The sequence below is a fragment of the Microbacterium sp. ZW T5_45 genome (assembly GCF_044987415.1).
Classification (GTDB): Bacteria; Actinomycetota; Actinomycetes; order Actinomycetales; family Microbacteriaceae; genus Microbacterium.
Map to the genome: position 1 here is coordinate 102,218 of NZ_JBJDRJ010000007.1, position 17,205 is coordinate 119,422.

Annotated in this window: 18 protein-coding genes; 4 read left to right on the forward strand and 14 right to left on the reverse strand. The window is 68.1% G+C overall.

The window, feature by feature from the left end; all coding sequences use genetic code 11:
• Positions 1–48 precede the first annotated feature (48 nt).
• From ACI3KS_RS05455 to dapA, 6 genes are all read right to left on the reverse strand, one after another.
• Entirely contained in the window at positions 49–531 is a 483-nt protein-coding gene (locus ACI3KS_RS05455; RefSeq protein ID WP_404916015.1) for a CinA family protein, read from the reverse strand.
• A complete protein-coding gene (pgsA, locus tag ACI3KS_RS05460) occupies positions 528–1,103 on the reverse strand; it encodes a CDP-diacylglycerol--glycerol-3-phosphate 3-phosphatidyltransferase (protein ID WP_404916017.1) in 576 nt (191 codons plus the stop codon). The genes ACI3KS_RS05455 and pgsA overlap by 4 nt, the downstream gene beginning before the upstream one ends.
• Positions 1,103–3,835: a DNA translocase FtsK gene (locus ACI3KS_RS05465; RefSeq protein WP_404916019.1), complete on the reverse strand. Its 2,733-nt coding sequence runs from the start codon at positions 3,833–3,835 to the stop codon at positions 1,103–1,105. Before ACI3KS_RS05465 ends, pgsA begins: the two co-directional genes overlap by 1 nt.
• Before the next feature lie 66 nt (positions 3,836–3,901).
• Positions 3,902–4,396, reverse strand: coding sequence for a GNAT family N-acetyltransferase (locus ACI3KS_RS05470; RefSeq protein ID WP_404916021.1), 495 nt, complete (start codon positions 4,394–4,396; stop codon positions 3,902–3,904).
• Between the two features lie 58 nt (positions 4,397–4,454).
• A complete protein-coding gene (locus tag ACI3KS_RS05475) occupies positions 4,455–6,131 on the reverse strand; it encodes a ribonuclease J (protein ID WP_404916023.1) in 1,677 nt (558 codons plus the stop codon).
• 54 nt (positions 6,132–6,185) lie between these two features.
• Positions 6,186–7,163, reverse strand: coding sequence for a 4-hydroxy-tetrahydrodipicolinate synthase (gene dapA / locus ACI3KS_RS05480; protein ID WP_404916025.1), 978 nt, complete (start codon positions 7,161–7,163; stop codon positions 6,186–6,188).
• An 85-nt stretch (positions 7,164–7,248) separates the two neighbouring features.
• On the opposite strand from dapA, the gene ACI3KS_RS05485 reads away from it, so the two are divergent.
• Positions 7,249–7,788: an NUDIX domain-containing protein gene (locus tag ACI3KS_RS05485; RefSeq protein ID WP_404916027.1), complete on the forward strand. Its 540-nt coding sequence runs from the start codon at positions 7,249–7,251 to the stop codon at positions 7,786–7,788.
• A gap of 34 nt (positions 7,789–7,822) precedes the next feature.
• Here ACI3KS_RS05485 and ACI3KS_RS05490 read toward each other — a convergent pair whose 3' ends face one another.
• The 3 genes from ACI3KS_RS05490 to ACI3KS_RS05500 are packed head-to-tail and all read right to left on the reverse strand — an operon-like array spanning position 7,823 to position 9,865.
• Positions 7,823–8,581: an SDR family NAD(P)-dependent oxidoreductase gene (locus tag ACI3KS_RS05490; RefSeq protein ID WP_404916029.1), complete on the reverse strand. Its 759-nt coding sequence runs from the start codon at positions 8,579–8,581 to the stop codon at positions 7,823–7,825.
• A gap of 1 nt (position 8,582) precedes the next feature.
• Positions 8,583–9,059, reverse strand: a complete 477-nt coding sequence (locus ACI3KS_RS05495) for a dihydrofolate reductase (RefSeq protein ID WP_404916031.1) — start codon at positions 9,057–9,059, stop codon at positions 8,583–8,585.
• Complete coding sequence (locus ACI3KS_RS05500; RefSeq protein ID WP_404916033.1) at positions 9,056–9,865, reverse strand: thymidylate synthase; 810 nt, start codon at positions 9,863–9,865, stop codon at positions 9,056–9,058. The genes ACI3KS_RS05495 and ACI3KS_RS05500 overlap by 4 nt, the downstream gene beginning before the upstream one ends.
• A 93-nt stretch (positions 9,866–9,958) precedes the next feature.
• Here ACI3KS_RS05500 and ACI3KS_RS05505 point away from each other — a divergent pair, with 93 nt between their 5' ends.
• From ACI3KS_RS05505 to ACI3KS_RS05515, 3 genes are all read left to right on the forward strand, one after another.
• Positions 9,959–10,369 (forward strand): thioredoxin family protein, encoded by a 411-nt coding sequence (locus ACI3KS_RS05505; RefSeq protein WP_404916035.1) that lies wholly within the window; start codon positions 9,959–9,961, stop codon positions 10,367–10,369.
• 21 nt (positions 10,370–10,390) lie between these two features.
• Positions 10,391–10,954, forward strand: a complete 564-nt coding sequence (locus ACI3KS_RS05510) for a DUF4395 family protein (RefSeq protein WP_404916037.1) — start codon at positions 10,391–10,393, stop codon at positions 10,952–10,954.
• 86 nt (positions 10,955–11,040) lie between these two features.
• Positions 11,041–11,466 (forward strand): OsmC family peroxiredoxin, encoded by a 426-nt coding sequence (locus tag ACI3KS_RS05515; protein ID WP_404916039.1) that lies wholly within the window; start codon positions 11,041–11,043, stop codon positions 11,464–11,466.
• Positions 11,467–11,493: 27 nt separating this feature from the next.
• Here the strand turns inward: ACI3KS_RS05515 and ACI3KS_RS05520 are convergent, their stop codons facing one another.
• The 5 genes from ACI3KS_RS05520 to ACI3KS_RS05540 form a co-directional block, all read right to left on the reverse strand.
• Positions 11,494–11,928, reverse strand: coding sequence for a hypothetical protein (locus tag ACI3KS_RS05520; RefSeq protein ID WP_404916041.1), 435 nt, complete (start codon positions 11,926–11,928; stop codon positions 11,494–11,496).
• Positions 11,928–12,668: a 4-hydroxy-tetrahydrodipicolinate reductase gene (gene dapB, locus ACI3KS_RS05525; protein WP_404916043.1), complete on the reverse strand. Its 741-nt coding sequence runs from the start codon at positions 12,666–12,668 to the stop codon at positions 11,928–11,930. Before dapB ends, ACI3KS_RS05520 begins: the two co-directional genes overlap by 1 nt.
• 107 nt (positions 12,669–12,775) lie before the next feature.
• Positions 12,776–13,378, reverse strand: coding sequence for a histidine phosphatase family protein (locus ACI3KS_RS05530; protein ID WP_404916045.1), 603 nt, complete (start codon positions 13,376–13,378; stop codon positions 12,776–12,778).
• Positions 13,379–13,459: 81 nt separating this feature from the next.
• The gene (locus tag ACI3KS_RS05535; RefSeq protein ID WP_404916047.1) at positions 13,460–14,488 is read right to left on the reverse strand and encodes an aldo/keto reductase; all 1,029 of its coding nucleotides are present in this window, start codon (positions 14,486–14,488) and stop codon (positions 13,460–13,462) included.
• A 215-nt stretch (positions 14,489–14,703) separates the two neighbouring features.
• Positions 14,704–16,977 carry a polyribonucleotide nucleotidyltransferase gene (locus ACI3KS_RS05540; RefSeq protein ID WP_404916049.1) on the reverse strand — a complete coding sequence of 758 codons (2,274 nt, stop codon included), beginning with the start codon at positions 16,975–16,977 and terminating at the stop codon, positions 14,704–14,706.
• Positions 16,978–17,205 lie beyond the last annotated feature (228 nt).

The window sequence follows — 17,205 nt, forward strand, 5'->3', positions numbered from 1 at the left end:
TGTGCTTTGAATGTGAGCACATCCATATCAACCCGCTCCCGGCTCCGGCTATTCCGCGAGCACCGAGAGCAGCGTGCCGAGGGCGGCCGCCGCAGCGTGTCGGCGCACGTCCGCGCGGTCGCCGGCGAAGAGGAACGCACGCGAGACGATCCGATCGGGCGTCGCGACGCCCACGTGGACGGTGCCGACCGGCTGTCCGTCCGGCGAGTCCGGCCCGGCGATCCCGGTGGTCGACAGTCCGACGTCAGCGGCGCGTCCGTCCACTGCCACTGCTGCGCGCACTCCCCCGGCCATCTGCGCGGCGACCTCGGGGTGCACGGGCCCGAATTCCTCGAGAAGCCCGGCGTCGACGCCTAGCAGAGTGTGCTTGACGGGCGTGGCGTATGCGACGACCCCGCCGAGGAGAACCGCAGAGGCGCCGGGAACCGAGACGAACTCCGCGCAGACTGCACCTCCGGTGAGCGACTCGGCGATGCCGAGCGTCCAGTCGCGCTGCACGAGCAGCTCGCGGACGTCCGACGCGGTGGTCATGCCCGAGTTCGGGATCCGCGAACCTGCGCGACGATGTAGTCGACGCCGCTCACGACCGTGAGGACGAGGACCGCCACCATCAGGACTGCAGTGACGATCGTCCACGCGGGGAGGCCGATGACGACGTGCAGCGGAAGCAGAGCCCACGACAGCGCGACGCCCTGCACTGCGGTCTTGAGCTTGCCCATCCACGCGGCGGCGACGACATGCTCGTTCACGATCATGAGACGATGCACGGTGATCCCCCACTCGCGCACGAGGATCACCGCGACGATCCACCACTGCACTTCACCGAGGATCGCGAGACCGATGAAACCCGCGCCGGTGAGGAGCTTGTCTGCTATCGGGTCCCACAGCTTGCCGAAGTCGCTGACGATGTCGAACCGTCGAGCGAGGTAGCCGTCGACCCAGTCCGTCGATATCGCGACGATGAACAGGGCGGCGGCCGCCCAGCGGATGCCGAGACCGTCGTCGCCGTACGTGCCGCCGACGAGCAACAGCACGAAGAAGATCACTGCCAGCGGGATCCGCGCCACGGTGATCGCGTTGGGGAGCTGCCGGGGAATGCCCATCAGTCGCGCCCCGTCAGGCCCCAGGCGTCGTCATCGCCCTCGGCCTCGACGACCGGGAGCCCGTCGAACTGCGCCTCGATGGGGTCGCGCTCGGCGACGGCATCCACCTGCATCGCCGACGGCGCCGGCGAAGCGGCAGGCGATGCCTGCGGAACGTCCTCACCGCGCAGCTTCGCCAGCACCTGAGGGAGCTGCTCCGCCGTGGCCAGCACGTCCCGCGCCTTGGACCCCTCGGACGGACCGACGATCTCGCGGGACTCGAGCAGATCCATGAGGCGGCCGGCCTTCGCGAAGCCGACCCGGAGCTTGCGCTGCAGCATCGAGGTCGAGCCGAACTGCGACGACACGATGAGTTCGGCCGCCGCGAGCAGCAACTCGAGATCGTCGCCGATGTCCTCGTCGACCTCTTTCTTCTTCGCCGGATCCATCGCCTCCTGCACGTCGGAGCGGTATTCCGGCCGGGCCTGACGGGTCACGTGCTTGACGACGGCCTCGATCTCCTTCTCGTCGACCCATGCACCCTGCAGCCGGAACGGCTTCGACGTGCCCATCGGCGAGAAGAGCGCATCGCCCTGGCCGATGAGCTTGTCAGCTCCCGGTGAGTCCAGGATGACGCGACTGTCGGTGACGCTCGTCACGGCGAACGCGAGTCGCGAGGGCACGTTGGCCTTGATCAGGCCCGTGACCACGTCGACGCTGGGACGCTGCGTCGCGAGGACCAGGTGGATGCCGGATGCGCGAGCGAGCTGCGTGATGCGGACGATCGAGTCCTCGACGTCTCGCGGCGCCACCATCATGAGGTCGGCGAGCTCATCGACCACGACGAGGAGGTACGGATAGGGCTTCAGCACCCGCTCGCTGCCGACGGGGACCTGCACCTCGCCGGCGCGGACGGCACGGTTGAAGTCGTCGATGTGACGGAATCCGAACGACGCGAGGTCGTCGTATCGCATGTCCATCTCCTTCACGACCCACTGCAGCGCCTCCGCCGCCTTCTTGGGGTTGGTGATGATGGGAGTGATCAGGTGCGGCACGCCGGCGTAGCTGGTGAGCTCGACACGCTTCGGATCGATGAGCACCATGCGCACGTCGGCCGGACGCGCCCGCATCAGCAGGCTGGTGATCATCGAGTTGACGAAGCTGGACTTACCCGACCCCGTGGATCCTGCGACGAGCAGGTGGGGCATCTTCGCGAGGTTCGCCGTGACGAAGTTGCCCCCGACATCCTTGCCCACGCCGATCGTCAGCGGATGCGTGTTCTTCTGCGCTGCAGGCGATCGCAGGACGTCGCCGAGGGCGACCGTCTCGCGATCGGTGTTGGGGATCTCGATGCCGATCGCGCTCTTGCCGGGGATCGGCGAGAGGATTCGCACATCATTGGAGGCGACCGCGTAGGCGAAGTTGTTGCTCAGTTGCAGGATCTTCTCGACCTTGACGCCGTGCCCGACCTCGACCTCGTACTGCGTCACCGTCGGGCCGCGCGAGAATCCGGTCACCTTGGCATCGACGTTGAACTGCGACAGCACGCTCGTGATCTGCTCGACGATGCGGTCGTTCGCCTCGGAACGGGCTACCGAGGGCGGACCGTCGGCGAGGATCCCCGGTGACGGGAGGATGTAGGGAACGACCGGCGCCTGCGGGCCGCCGTCTCCTGGGCCATCAGTGCCGAAGCCGTCGAGTCCCGGCAACTCGGGTATCTCGCCGGTGTCGGAGTCGCCGAGCAGCGCGGTCGACTGCTGCTCGGCGAGGGAATCCGCGACAGAACGGACCTCGGAGAGAACCTCCGTGGCCGCCTCGTAGGGATCGACGACGGTGATGGCCTTGTCGTAGGCCGGGGTCGGCTCGCTCGTGGTGAGCAGCGCCGTGATGTCGTCGGAGTCGAGACCGCCGTCGTCGGGATCCTCCTCGCGCCCGGTCTTGTTGCGTCGCCACCAGGGCAGCACATCCGGGTCGTCGCTCTTGTCCTCCTCGGCGATCGACTCGGTCGGCGCGGCGGACTTCTCCGTGCGCTCGGCGTCGAACATCCACGCGTACAGGTCGCCCAGACGCTGGCCGATGCGGTTCGGCGGCGTCTTGGTGAGGATGAGCAGGCTGAGACCTGCGACGAGTCCGAGCACGATGTACGCTGGCACGGCGGTCAGGTAGCTGAGGGGTTGACCGAGCATCCATCCGAAGAGACCGCCGGCCGCGCTCAGCGCGACCATGCCCTCCTTGGGCTGCGGCAGGCCGCCTGCGACATGGCAGAATCCCGCCATCGCGATCGCGAACAGACCGAACCCGATCCCGATGCGGCCGTTGTCGTGGACCGAGGACGGATGCCGGAACAGCCATCCCGCGAGCAGGAGCAGGAGGACCGGCATCACGAAGGCGACTCGCCCGACCAGCAGACCGACCGAGTAGGCGCTGATGTTCGTGGCGATCTCATTGCCGATGAAGAACCACTCGTCCACCGCACCTGCGATGGCGAGCAGCACGAGCAGGAAGGGGAATCCGTCGCGCCGGTCGTCCTTCTCGAGGGTCTCCGGCCCGAAGGCGCGGAAGAGACCGCCCACAGCGTGCGAGAGCCCGTTCCAGGCACGGACGCCCACGGACGGCCGGTCGCGCTCGTCGATGTACTTCTTCGGCGCGGCCGGTGCCTTCGGAGCCGCCTGTCGCTTCGGAGCCGTCTGCCCCTTCGGGCGCGACGTCGTGCTCTGCGACGCACGCTCGGACTTCGTGGTGCTCCTGACCATGCGTCTCACGTTACGACCCGCAGCCGACATTGCCGCGTAATGACGCGGCTTTTGCGTGGATCCCGGCTAGCCGAGACGACGCACCATCGTGTCTCGGCCGACGTCCGAGCCGACGACGACGAATCCCTCCGAACGGTACAGGGTCCGAGCGAAGTTGTCTTGCTCGACGCTGAGACTCACCCGACGATGACCGCGCACGCGTGCTTCGTCGAGGAGGCCTCTCAGCAGCGTGCGGCCGACGCCGCGTGCCCGCCAGAGCGGATGCACCCCGATGATGAGCTCGGGCACAGCCGTCTCGATGAAGCCGAAGCCCGGCTCGTCCTGGGACAGCATCCGGAACCAGGCCGCGCCGACCGGACGCCCGTCGGAATCCATCGCGACGACGCCGGCGTCCGCCGGACGCATCCAGCCGGCGACGTAGCGCCGGTGTTCGAGGGACGAGAGGATCTCGTGTCTCGGTCGCGCCGCACCCGCACGCCAGTTCGCGGCTTCGACGACCATGTCGCCGAGGAAGCCGCCGTCCCCCTGCGCCGCTGCTCTGAGCACGAAATCGTCCGACATGCGCCGAGCGTACGCCCGTGTCGTTACGGATGCATGACGACGGACGGACTCACGGGACTCAAGCCTCGATCACGAGCGGCACGATCATCGGACGACGACGGAGCTTCTGGTTGACCCAGCGCCCGATCGTGCGGCGAACGACCTGAGACAGCGCATGCGTGTCGCGGACGCCGTTGCCCGAGGCTTCCTTCAGCGCCGCCACGATCTTCGGAACCACGTCGTCGAACACGGCGTCGTCCTCGGCGATGCCACGGGCGTGGATCTCGGGACCCGAGATGATCCGACCCGTCGCGGCGTCGACGACGACGATGATCGAGACGAAGCCCTCCTCGCCGAGGATGCGACGGTCCTTGAGATCGGCATCCGTGATCCCGCCGACCGTGGAGCCGTCCACGTAGACGAAGCCGATGTCGAGCTGCCCGGCGATGCTCGTGTCACCGTCCTTGAGATCGATCACGGTGCCGTTGGATGCGATGAGGGTGCGCTCCGCCGCGATTCCCGTGTCCTGCGCGAGCTTCGCGTTCGCGGTGAGGTGACGGTACTCACCGTGCACCGGCAGGACGTTCTTCGGCTTGAGGATGTTGTAGCAGTAGATCAATTCGCCCGCCGCCGCGTGCCCGGAGACGTGCACGCGCGCGTTCGCCTTGTGCACCACGTGCGCGCCGAGCTTGGTGAGTCCATCGATCACGCGGTACACCGCGTTCTCGTTGCCGGGGATCAGGCTCGACGCGAGGATGACCGTGTCGCCCTCGCTGATCTCGATCGCGTGATCCATGTTGGCCATGCGGCTGAGCACGGCCATCGGCTCGCCCTGCGACCCCGTCGACATATAGACGACCTGCTCATCGGGCAGGTCGCGGGCCTTCTTGAAATCGATGAGCACGCCTGCGGGCACCTTGAGATATCCGAGCTGCTCGGCGATCGTCATGTTGCGCACCATGCTGCGGCCGAGGAACGCCACCCGGCGCCCGTGGGCCGCCGCGGCGTCGATGACCTGCTGCACCCGGTGCACGTGGCTGGAGAAACTCGCCACGATGACCCGACGAGGGGCTTTTCCGATCACCTGATCCAGCACGGGGCCGATCGAGCGCTCGGTCGGGGTGAATCCCGGCACGTCCGCGTTGGTCGAGTCGACGAGGAACAGGTCGACGCCCTCCTCGCCGAGGCGGGCGAACGCGCGCAGGTCGGTGATGCGGCCGTCGAGCGGCAACTGGTCCATCTTGAAGTCACCGGTCGCCAGCACGAGGCCGGCGGGGGTGCGGATCGCGACCGCGAGAGCGTCGGGGATGGAGTGGTTCACCGCGACGAACTCGAGGTCGAACGGGCCGACCTGCTCGCGCTGTCCTTCCTGCACCGTGAGCGTGAACGCCTTGATCCGGTGCTCCTTGAGCTTCGCCTCGACGAGGGCGAGCGTCAGACCGGAGCCGATCACCGGGATGTCGCTCTTCAGACGCAGCAGATAGGGGACGGCGCCGATGTGATCCTCGTGACCGTGGGTGAGCACGACGCCGACGATGTCGTCGAGGCGGTCCTTGATCGGCTCGAAGTCGGGCAGGATCAGGTCGACGCCCGGCTGGTGCTCCTCAGGGAACAGCACGCCGCAGTCGACGATGAGGATCTTGCCGTCGTACTCGAAGATCGTCATGTTGCGGCCGATCTCTCCGAGACCCCCGAGAGGGATCACCCGGAGGGTGCCGTCTGCGAGGGGTGCCGGATCGGCGAGGGGGATGGACATGTTTCGTCTCCTCAGTCGGACACTCCGCGCGTCCGGTCGTTCATGGGACGCGTCTCAGCGCGTCGTACCGTGCACCTTCGGCAGGGCGCCGCCCGCGGCCGCGTTGCGGTCGGGTCGGAAGTTCGAGAAATCGGCGCCGGGGATGTCCTTCACGAGAGCGAGCTCGTCCTCGATCAGGGCGGCCTCCCACTCCTCCGGGCCAACCAGCGGCAGTCGCACCCGCGGGCTGGAGATGCGGCCGAGGCCGTGCAGGATGTACTTCGCCGCGACCGTGCCGGGAACGTGCGTCATCACTGCGCGGACGAGCGGCTCGAGGCGCTGGTGCTCCGCCGTGGCCGTCGCGAGATCGCCACGGTTCACCGCGTCGATGATCGTGCGGTACGGCGCCGAGGCGATGTTCGCCGTGACGCCGATGAGTCCGGTCGCGCCGATCGCGAGGTGCGGCAGCACGTTGGCGTCGTCGCCGGAGAAGTACATGAGATCGGTCTGGTTCAGCACGCGGCTCACCTCGGAGAAGTCGCCCTTGGCGTCCTTCACCGCGAGGATGTTCGGGTGCTTCGCGAGACGGAGCAGCGTCTCGTACTTGATCGGCACGCCGGTGCGTCCGGGGATGTCGTAGGCGATCACCGGAAGGTCGGTGGCGTCGGCGACGAGGCGGAAGTGCGTGAGGATGCCGGCCTGAGTGGGCTTGTTGTAGTACGGGGTGACGATCATGATGCCGTCGGCGCCGGCCTTCTCGCTGGCCTTGTACAGCTCGATCGCGTGCGCCGTCTCGTTGGAGCCGCCGCCCGTGATGATCTTGGCCCGCCCCGCTGACACCGACTTGCCCACCTCTACGAGCTTGAGCTTCTCGGGGTCCGTCAGGGTCGAGGTCTCGCCGGTGGTGCCCGTGACGACGATGCCATCCGCTCCTGCGGTGATGACGTCGTCGATGTGCTTCTCCACGGCGGGCCAGTCGACTTCACCGTCGGCGGTCATCGGAGTGACCAGCGCGACGAGAACCTGTCCGAAAGGATTGCCCGAGTGCGTCATGCACCCAGCGTATCGGGTCACACCTCGCTCCCGATGACGGAGGGGCCCGCATGACGCCGGCGCACGACGCCATAGGCTCTCCGGCATGGCATGGGCGACGCACGGATCATCGACGGTCTACGAGAACGCCTGGATCTCGGTTCGAGAGGATCGGGTGAAAGGGCCCTCGGGAGACGGCATCTATGGGGTGGTCACCATGCGGCATCCGGCGGTGTTCGTCGTCGCGGTCGACTCCGAAGGACGCGTCTGCCTCGTCACGCTCGACCGGTACACCACCGGACCCTCCATCGAGGTCCCCGCAGGCGGCAGCGACGGAGAGGATCCGCTGATGGCGGCTCGACGCGAGCTGCTCGAGGAGACCGGGTTCGAGGCATCCGAGTGGGAGTTCCTGGGGACGATGAACGCCCTGAACGGCATCGCGGATGCTCCGGAACACGTCTTCCTCGCCACCGGACTGCACCGCTCAGAGGACGCGACCCTCAGCCAGGCGGAGGAGGGCATCGACGCCGTCGACTGGGTGCCCTTCGGCGACGCGCTGACGATGGTCTCAGAGGGCAGGATCACCGACGGGGAGACGGTGGCCGCCCTCGCCTACGCGGGCATCAGGCTCGGCCGATTCCGCTGATCAGGGGCATGCCCTCACCAGGCGCTTCGACCGATCAGACCCGACCGCGTCGAGCGACAGCCGAGGTCAGCGCACTCGGCAGCACCGCCGCGAGGGCGACGATCACCCGGTACCGGAGCGACGGGATCGACACGGCCCTCCCCCGGGCCGCGTCCCTCAACCCGTCGCGCACCACACGGGCGGCATCGAGCCACAGGAACCTCGGGACGCCCTCCTGCCCCGGCGGCAGACCCATGCGCTCGTGGAACGACGTGTGCGTGAATCCGGGGCAGAGGGCGGTCACGGAGACACCGTCGCGCGCGTACTCGACGTTCGCCCACCGGCTGAAGCCGATCAACCAGCTCTTGCACGCCGAGTACGTCGACCGCGAGATGAATCCGGCGACCGACGCGACGTTGATGATCCTCCCGCCGCGGCCTCGCATGGTCTGCAGTGCGGCGTGCATGAGGCGCATCGACGCCTCGACGTGCACCCGGAGATGACGCACCTCATCATCGACGTCGTTGTCGGCGAACTGCAGGGGCAGCCCGAAGCCGGCGTTGTTCACGAGCAGATCGACAGGGTCTGCAGCATCACGGAGCCGAGCGGCCACGCGCTCGACGTGGGCTTCGACCGAGAGATCGGCCACGATGACCTCGACGGCGACACCGGTCTGTCTGAGATCGTTGGCGAGCTCCTCCAACGCATCAGCTGAGCGGGCGACGAGCACGAGATCCGCCTGACGCCGGGCCAGCTGTCGCGCGAACTCGGCGCCCAGTCCGGCGCTCGCGCCCGTGATCAGTGCGGTGGGCATGTCAGCGCTCGTATCCGAGGAAGCGATACCGGATGCCGGTGCGGGACGTCTGCCACTCGCCTTCGTCCACGAGCCGCCACCCGTTCTTCGTCGGTGCGAATGCATCACCGTCGACGTCGAGATCGAGCTCGGTGATCTCCAGCCGATCGGCGTCGCCGATCACCTGGCGGAAGATCTCGGCTCCTCCGATGATCCAGACCCGCTCCGCGCCGCGAACCGCCTCGGCGACGTTCGCCGCGCGCCGAGCGCCTTCGGCTGCCCAGTCCTGCTGGCGGGTGATCACCACGTTCTCGCGACCGGGCAGCGGCCGGAAGCGCTCCGGAAGCGAGTCCCAGGTCTTGCGCCCCATCAGTACCGGTGCCCCGAGTGTGACGTCTTTGAAGTGCTGCAGGTCCTCCGGCACGTGCCACGGCATCCCGCCGTCGTCACCGATGACGCCGCCGTGCGCCTCCGCCCAGATCAGGCCGACCCAGGTCATACCGCCACCGCCGCGCGGATCGGAGCGTGGTGGTGGTAGTCCTCGACGACGAAGTCCTCGAACCGATAGTCGAGGATCGATTCGGGCTTCCTCGCGAACCGCACCGTCGGATACGGGTACGCCGCGCGTCCGAGCTGCTCGCGGACCTGCTCGACGTGGTTGTCGTAGATGTGGCAGTCTCCACCGGTCCAGACGAAGTCTCCGGGTTCCAGACCCACCTGCTGCGCGACCATGAGCGTCAGCAGAGCGTAGGACGCGATGTTGAACGGCACACCGAGGAACATGTCCGCGCTGCGCTGATACAGCTGGCACGACAGCCGCCCGTCGGCGACGTAGAACTGGAACAGCGCATGGCAGGGCGCGAGCGCCATGTCGGGGATGTCCGCGGGGTTCCACGCCGAGACGATGAGGCGTCGCGAGTCGGGGGTGGCCCTGATTTGGTCGATCACCTGGGAGAGCTGATCGATGCTCTCGCCGTCCGGCGTCGGCCACGACCGCCACTGCACGCCGTACACGGGTCCGAGATCGCCCTCGGCATCCGCCCACTCGTCCCAGATCGTGACGCCGTTCTCCTGCAGCCAGCGCACATTCGAATCGCCGCGGAGGAACCACAGCAGCTCGTAGGCGATCGACTTGAAATGAACGCGCTTCGTCGTGATCAGCGGGAATCCCTGAGCGAGATCGAAACGGATCTGCCGGCCGAAGACGCTCGTCGTGCCCGTGCCCGTGCGATCGGACTTGTGGGTGCCGGTCTCGAGCACGTCTCTGAGCAGGTCTTCGTACGGGGTGGGGACGGCGGCGCTCATGACAGCCAGACTACCGCGCCCTCCGCGCCGGGGAGCTGCGTCATGGTCCGACACATCGACCCTCTGCGCCCCGTACGGTCGTACGCTCGACGCATGTCTCCCGTCCTCGCGTTCTCCCTCTTGGGAGCGCTGCTCGTCGTCGGCGTCATCGCGGGCGCCGCGATCCGGCTGCTCGACGGGCGACGGCGCGGCGGCGGCCACCTCCTGTTCGACGCAGCGCACTCCGACGGCGAGCTCGGGGCGACGGCGACACTCGTGCAGTTCAGCACCGAGACCTGCGCACGGTGCCCGCAGGTGCGACGGATGCTCAGCGACATCGCCGCTGACGGAGACGGCCTCGAGCACGTCGAAGTGGATCTCACGCATCGTCCCGATCTCTCCACCAGGTACCGCGTGCTGCAGACGCCGACGACGTTCGTCGTCGGTCCCGATGGCATTGTGCGCGCACGCTTCAACGGGGTGCCACGCCGCGACGCCCTCTCCGAAGCCCTCGCCGCCGTCTAACCGACCCCAGACAGGATCCGCATGTCCACCCCCGCAGGAATCGACCCCCGCGCGCCGCGCTTCGCGGCCGCGATCACCTCCGTGCTGCTTCTGGTAGCGACCTTCCTCGCATTGATCGGCGTATCAACGGCCCGATCCGCCGGATGGTTCGCGTACCAGCCGTTGGCGGACGCCACCTTCACAGCCGACGGCTGGGCGCTGCCTGCGACGAGCCTCGCGCAGCGAGCCCTCGACCCCGGCTTCCTGCTCGCCCTGCTGATCGCACTGCTGTTCCTGTGGAGCGTCGCATGGCCGCAGTCCGCACCCTGGGGTGTGCTGTTCCGGCGGTACGTGCGGCCGCGTCTGAGCGCATCCCAGGAGCTGGAGGATCCACGCCCTCCGCGTTTCTCTCAAGGGGTCGGCTTGTTCGTCGTCGGCGTCGGCATCGTGCTCCACCTGCTGGGCGTGCCATGGGCGCTTCCGATCGCGACGGCTGCGGCGTTCATCGCCGCCTTCCTGAACGCGGCCTTCGCCTTCTGCCTCGGCTGCCAGCTCTATCTGCTGCTGCAGCGCGTCGGCATCGTCGGACGCGCCTCTCTCGCCTGATCGCGGTTCCGCACGTCACGTGCCGTCGCTAGGCTGGCCGATACGCGGCGCCGTCAGTCGGACGGCCCGGAATCTCGGAGGTCGTCATGCCCGTCACCAGTGAAGCCGCGAGCACTTGGACAGGATCGCTCATGGAGGGATCCGGGACGGTCGCCTTCTCCTCCTCGCACCTGGGCACGTTCCCGATCGATTGGAAGGCACGCAGCGAGGGCAGCGACACCGTCACGACGCCGGAAGAGCTGATCGCCGCCGCGCACGCGTCGTGTTTCAGCATGGCTCTCTCGCACGCGCTCGCCGAGAACGGCACTCCCCCAGAGCGGGTAGACACGAGCGCCTCCGTGACCTTCAAGCCCGGTACCGGCATCACCGGCAGCCACCTGAACGTGAACGCGACGGTCCCAGGCCTGACGCCGACGCAGTTCCAGGAGATCGCGGAGGGCGCGAAGACCGGCTGCCCGGTATCGCAGGCGCTCGCCGGCATCGAGATCACGCTCGAGGCGACGCTCGCCTGACCCGGCGAGGATCCAGAGGGAACGCCCTCAGCGCTTCGCCAGACGAATCGCCTCGCGAATGCTGAAGCGGGCGTCCTTGCGTCGTCCTGCCGCGTCCTGGACGACTCCCAGACGGAACCGGGCCCTCCAATCCTCCGGCTCGGCTTCCGCAGCCTGCGCGTACCTCGTCACCATCGGCTCGATGTCCGCACGCTGCAGACGCCCGCTCGGGGTGAGCTCGGTCTCGGCCTGCGGCATCCCGCCTTCGTCCTCGAGGATCCGGCCGAGACGATCGGCTGCGAAGCCGAACTGCATCTCGCGCGCCAGCGCCCACACACCCAGCGGAGCGATCACGATCAGCGCGATGGCCATGCCGATCGAGATCGGGGTCCCGACGGCGATGAACATCACCGCGAGCCAGATCGTGACGCCGAGATAGACGAGGAGCGCCGCCGCCATCAGCGCGACGCCGATGCGCGACATCACGAGCGGATGCCGATGTCGATCATGTTCTCGAGCCCCACGAACACGCCCTTCGCACGGTGGGCGAACGGCACGGCCAACCGGATGCCGGGGGCATAGGCGAGCGCGGGCTCGACGGTGTCGTGTGTGAAGGTCAACGACTCCCCCGGTCCCGAGAGGATCACCTCTTGCTTCGCGATCACACCGGGCCGCCGCAGCGAGTGGATGGGCACGCTTCCGACCTGCTGCCCCCGGGCGCGCTGGTCGGCATGCGGCGCGCTCACCGGCCCCTGCTCCGCCCGGGCGTCCGCGATGAGTTCGGCGGTCCGCACGGCGGTGCCGCTGGGCGAGTCGACCTTGGTCTCGCGGTGGGCTTCGACGATCTCGGCCGACGCGAAGTACGGGGCGGCCGCCGCCGAGAGCGCGGAGCCGAGGACCGACCCGAGCGAGAAGTTGGGGATGAAGACGACACCGGTTCCGGCGTCCTCGACCAGTGGCCGGACCAGGGCGATCCGCTCCGCCGACCAGCCCGACGTCGCGACGAGAACGTTGATCCCTCGCTCGATCGCCGCCCGGACCACGTCGACGCTCACCTGCGGCGTCGTCGCATCGATGACGAGATCCGCCCCGTCGAGCTCCGCGAGATCGCTCGACGAGCCGAGCACCCGGACGACCTCGAAACCCTCCAGCTCGTCGATCACCGCGTGGATGATCGACCCGAGCTTCCCGGATCCGCCGACGAGTGCCACCTGCATGCTCATGGCCCCAGTCTATTCAGCGGATCCGCTGCGACCGCGCAGCGCCGGGCGGTTCTCCCGGCGGAGGACCGCGGCGGTGTCGGCCGCGTCGTCGATCGACGCCGCCGACGTCAGACCGGAAGCGTGTCGGGCATGCCGGTGCGCAGCTCGACCGGAAGATGACCCGTGTCGTTGTGGGTGAGCAGGGTCCAGGGGCGACCCTGCTTCTGTGCGATGACCGTGAGGCCGCAGTGCGCCTGGTTGAGCGTCATCCAGCGCCACTCCGGCGCCCCGAGCACCTCGCGCACGAACCAGGAGATGACGAAGTTGTGCGTGATGAGCACCTCGTGCACCTCGCCGGTCTTGCGCACCAGGAACTCGCCGACGGCGTCGGCCATCTGCGCCCCGCCCGCCTCGATCTCGGCATCCGTCACCGATCCGAAGAACGGCTCGAAGGCCGCGGGCGTCTCGTCCGTCATCCCGGTGGGCACGCAGTCGAACAGCAACGCGGTGGGCTCCGGATCGACGGACGGCAACCGTCCGGCGATCGCCCTTGCGGTCTCGTTCGCGCGCAGCAGCGGCGAATGCCAGACGGCGTCGAGCGGCAGTCCGGACAGTCGATCCGCGATGAGCTCCGCCTGCCGCTGTCCGCGCGGCGAGAGCGGACCGTCGGTCAGTCCGTGCTCTGCATCCTGATGTTCACCATGTCTGACCAGATATATGTAGTGCGTCACAACTCGCTCGCTTCATCGCCAGCATCCGCCGGGCCTCGCCTTCCACACTATGCCAGGTCGTCGACACCCGGGGGATGACGCTCAGACACCCGCCCGAGTGAGGTCGGCGATCTGTGCACGGGTGAGCGTGACCCCCGCGCCCTGCATGAGTTCGTCGACATGCTCCGAGGCGAAAGTGTTCACGATGGGAGCGGCGATGGTCCGCTGGGCGAGCAACCAGGCGATCGAGACCGCCGCCACCGGGACGGAGAGCTCGGTGGCGACCTCATCGAGGGCCCGGAGGACCTTGGTCCCCCGACGGTTGAGGTGCGTGCGCAGCTGCGCACCGCGCACTCCCTGCGACGCCAGGGCCTTGCTGCGGTGCCGTCCGGAGAGGAAGCCGTGCTCGAGCGCGTGCGAGGGCGTCACGGCGAGGTTCTGCGCTCCGGCCACCAAGCGGAGATCCCCCTCGAACGGCTGTCGACGGATGAGATTGTACGGAGCGTCGACGACCTCGATACGGGGGTACTTCGCGGAGGCGAGGATGCGCGCCTCGACGAGGCGCTCAGGGGTGAAGCCGAATGCGCCCACCGATCCGATCTTGCCCGATTCGACGAGCCACTCGACCGTGGCCAGCGTGTCCTCGAGATTGGTGGTGCCGTCGAGCGTCGCGTCGAGGTAGAGCACGTCGATGCGCTCGACACCGAGCCTGGTGAGCGAGCCTTCGACCGCGCGCACGAGGTTGACCGAGCCGAGACCGGGGTTGTCGGCGTGCGCGCCGATCCGCACAGCGAGGTGCACGTCGTCGCGCGCGCCGCGGGAGCGCAGCCACTGGCCGATGATGTGCTCGCTGCGGCCGCCCGAGAACCCGTCGGCGGTGTGGATCGTGTTCCCGCCGAACTCGATATAGCGGTCGAGGATGCCGTGGCTCGTCTCGAGGTCGACGTTCCAGCCGAACTCGGCGGCGCCGAGCATGAGCGGGAATGTCTCCAGCCCGGTCTCGCCCAGCGGCACGCGGATTCCCTCACCGACCCCGGGTCCGACGACGGGGATGGGAGCGGACGGATGCTCTGCGGGCGCGGCGGCGGTCCGATGGTCCGGCGCTCCTGCGTCGGCGTTGAACAACCGCATATCCTCACCCCCGCTGGGATCGGCGTGTTCCCCGATCCGCATCGCTGCTTCCTGCACCCCCCGGTGCGTACTTCCGAGAGTAGGCGACGAGGGCGAACGCGCCGACCAAACAGGCGAACACTCCCGGAACTTCCCGTAACGGTTTGATCACACCCCGAACGCGATGAAGCCCGGTCCCACCATCGGTGGAACCGGGCTTCAGACGATGTCCGAGATTACTCGGCGGCGTCCTCCGCGGGTGCGGCATCCGCGGCCGGCGCGTCGTCGAGCACGGGCTCGAGCGACAGCTTGCCGCGGTCGTCGATCTTCGTGATCTTCACAAGGATCTTCTGGCCGACCGAGAGCACGTCATCGACGTTCTCGACGCGCTTGCCACCGGCGAGCTTGCGCACCTCGGTGACGTGCAGCAGGCCGTCCTTGCCGGGGAGCAGCGAGATGAAGGCGCCGAAGGTGGCGATCTTCACGACGGTTCCGAGGAACTGCTCGCCGACCTCGGGGTTGGTCGGGTTGGCGATCGCGTTGACCTGGGCGCGGGCGGCCTCGGCCGAGGGGCCGTCGGTCGCGCCGATGTAGACGGTGCCGTCCTCCTCGATGGAGATCTGCGCGCCCGTCTCGTCCTGGATCGCGTTGATCGTCTTGCCCTTCGGGCCGATCAGCTCGCCGATCTTGTCGACGGGGATCTGCACGCTGATGACGCGCGGCGCGGTGGGCGCCATCTCGTCGGGAGCGTCGATCGCGGCGTTCAGGACGTTGAGGATCGTCAGACGAGCGTCCTTGGCCTGCGTCAGCGCGCCGGCGAGGACCGACGACGGGATGCCGTCGAGCTTCGTGTCGAGCTGGATCGCGGTGACGAACTCGCTGGTTCCGGCGACCTTGAAGTCCATGTCGCCGAGTGCGTCCTCGGCACCGAGGATGTCGGTGAGCGCCGCATAGCGGGTCTCACCGTCGACCTCGTCGGACACCAGGCCCATGGCGATGCCGGCGACGGGGGCGCGCAGCGGCACACCCGCGTTGAGCAGCGACAGGGTCGAGGCGCACACGGAGCCCATCGACGTCGAACCGTTCGAGCTCAACGCCTCGGACACCTGGCGGATCGCGTAGGGGAACTCCTCGCGGCTCGGCAGCACCGGCACGAGTGCGCGCTCGGCGAGGAAGCCGTGCCCGATCTCGCGACGCTTCGGCGAACCCACACGGCCGGTCTCACCGGTCGAGTAGGGCGGGAAGTTGTAGTGGTGCATGTAGCGCTTGCTCGTCGTGGGCGACAGCGAGTCGATCTGCTGCTCCATCTTGAGCATGTTCAGCGTGGTGACGCCCAGGATCTGGGTCTCACCGCGCTGGAACACGGCGGAACCGTGCACGCGCGGAATGACCTGCACCTCGGCGTCGAGCGGACGGATATCCGCCAGACCACGGCCGTCGATCCGGACGCTCTCGGTGAGGATACGACCGCGAACGATCTTCTTCGTGACCGACTTGTACGCGGCGGAGAACTCGAGCGGAGCCGCTGCGGGCAGCTCGCCGGCCTCGGTCGCGGCGATGAGCTCGGCCTTGACGCGGTCCTTGATCGCGTCATCGGCGTTCTGACGCTCGACCTTGTCAGCGATCTGGTAGACGCCGACGAGCTCGTCGTACGAACGACCCGCGACGAAGTCGTAGACCTCGGACGAGTACGCCGGGAACACCGGGTAGACGCCCGGCTCCTTCGACGCGCTCGCGGCGAGCTCGGCCTGAGCCTTCACCAGCTGCGCGATGAACGGCTTCGATGCCTCGAGACCCTGCGCGACGACGGCCTCGTCGGGCTTCGTGGCGCCGGCCTTGATGAGGTTCCAGCTGTGCTCGGTGGCCTCGGCCTCGACCATCATGATCGCGACGTCTTCGGTGCCGTCGGCCTTGGTGACGACGCGACCCGCGACGATCAGGTCGAACACGGCCTCGGAGACCTGCTCAGCGGTCGGGAACGCGACCCACTGGTCGGCGTGCTCGCCGTGGCCGGGGATGAACGCAAGACGCACACCGGCGACGGGACCCGAGAACGGCAGACCCGAGATCTGGGTCGACGCGGAGGCCGCGTTGATCGCCAGCGCGTCGTAGAACTCGCCGGGAGCGATCGAGAGGACCGTGATGACGATCTGGACCTCGTTGCGGAGACCGTCGACGAACGACGGGCGCAGGGGACGGTCGATCAGACGGCAGACGAGGATCGCCTCGGTCGAGGGGCGGCCCTCGCGGCGGAAGAACGAGCCGGGGATCTTGCCGGCGGCGTAGGAGCGCTCCTCGACGTCGACCGTCAGCGGGAAGAAGTCGAAGCCCTCACGCGGGTGCTTGCCCGCGCTGGTGGCCGAGAGGAGCATGGTCTCGCCGTCGAGGTATGCGGCGACTGCGCCCTGAGCCTGCTGCGCGAGGCGGCCGGTCTCGAAGCGGATGGTGCGGGTGCCGAAGCGGCCGTTGTCGAGAACGGCCTCGGTGGCGGTGATTTCAGGACCTTCCAAGAGGTCTCTCCTTCTTTGTTTAGACTCGCGGATCCGTATGATGCGCGAGCTCATTCATGAAGGAGCGGATCGGGCGGGCTTGGGCGCGCGGCCGCAGCCGCGATTCTCACCTGCGCTGGCCACCAGTAGAAAGCCACCCGACGTCGCCGGGGAACCCACCACAGGGGACCAGCTCGTCCGCCGATCGCTCCGTGAGTCGATGTGAAATTGTGCGGTCGACATGAATCG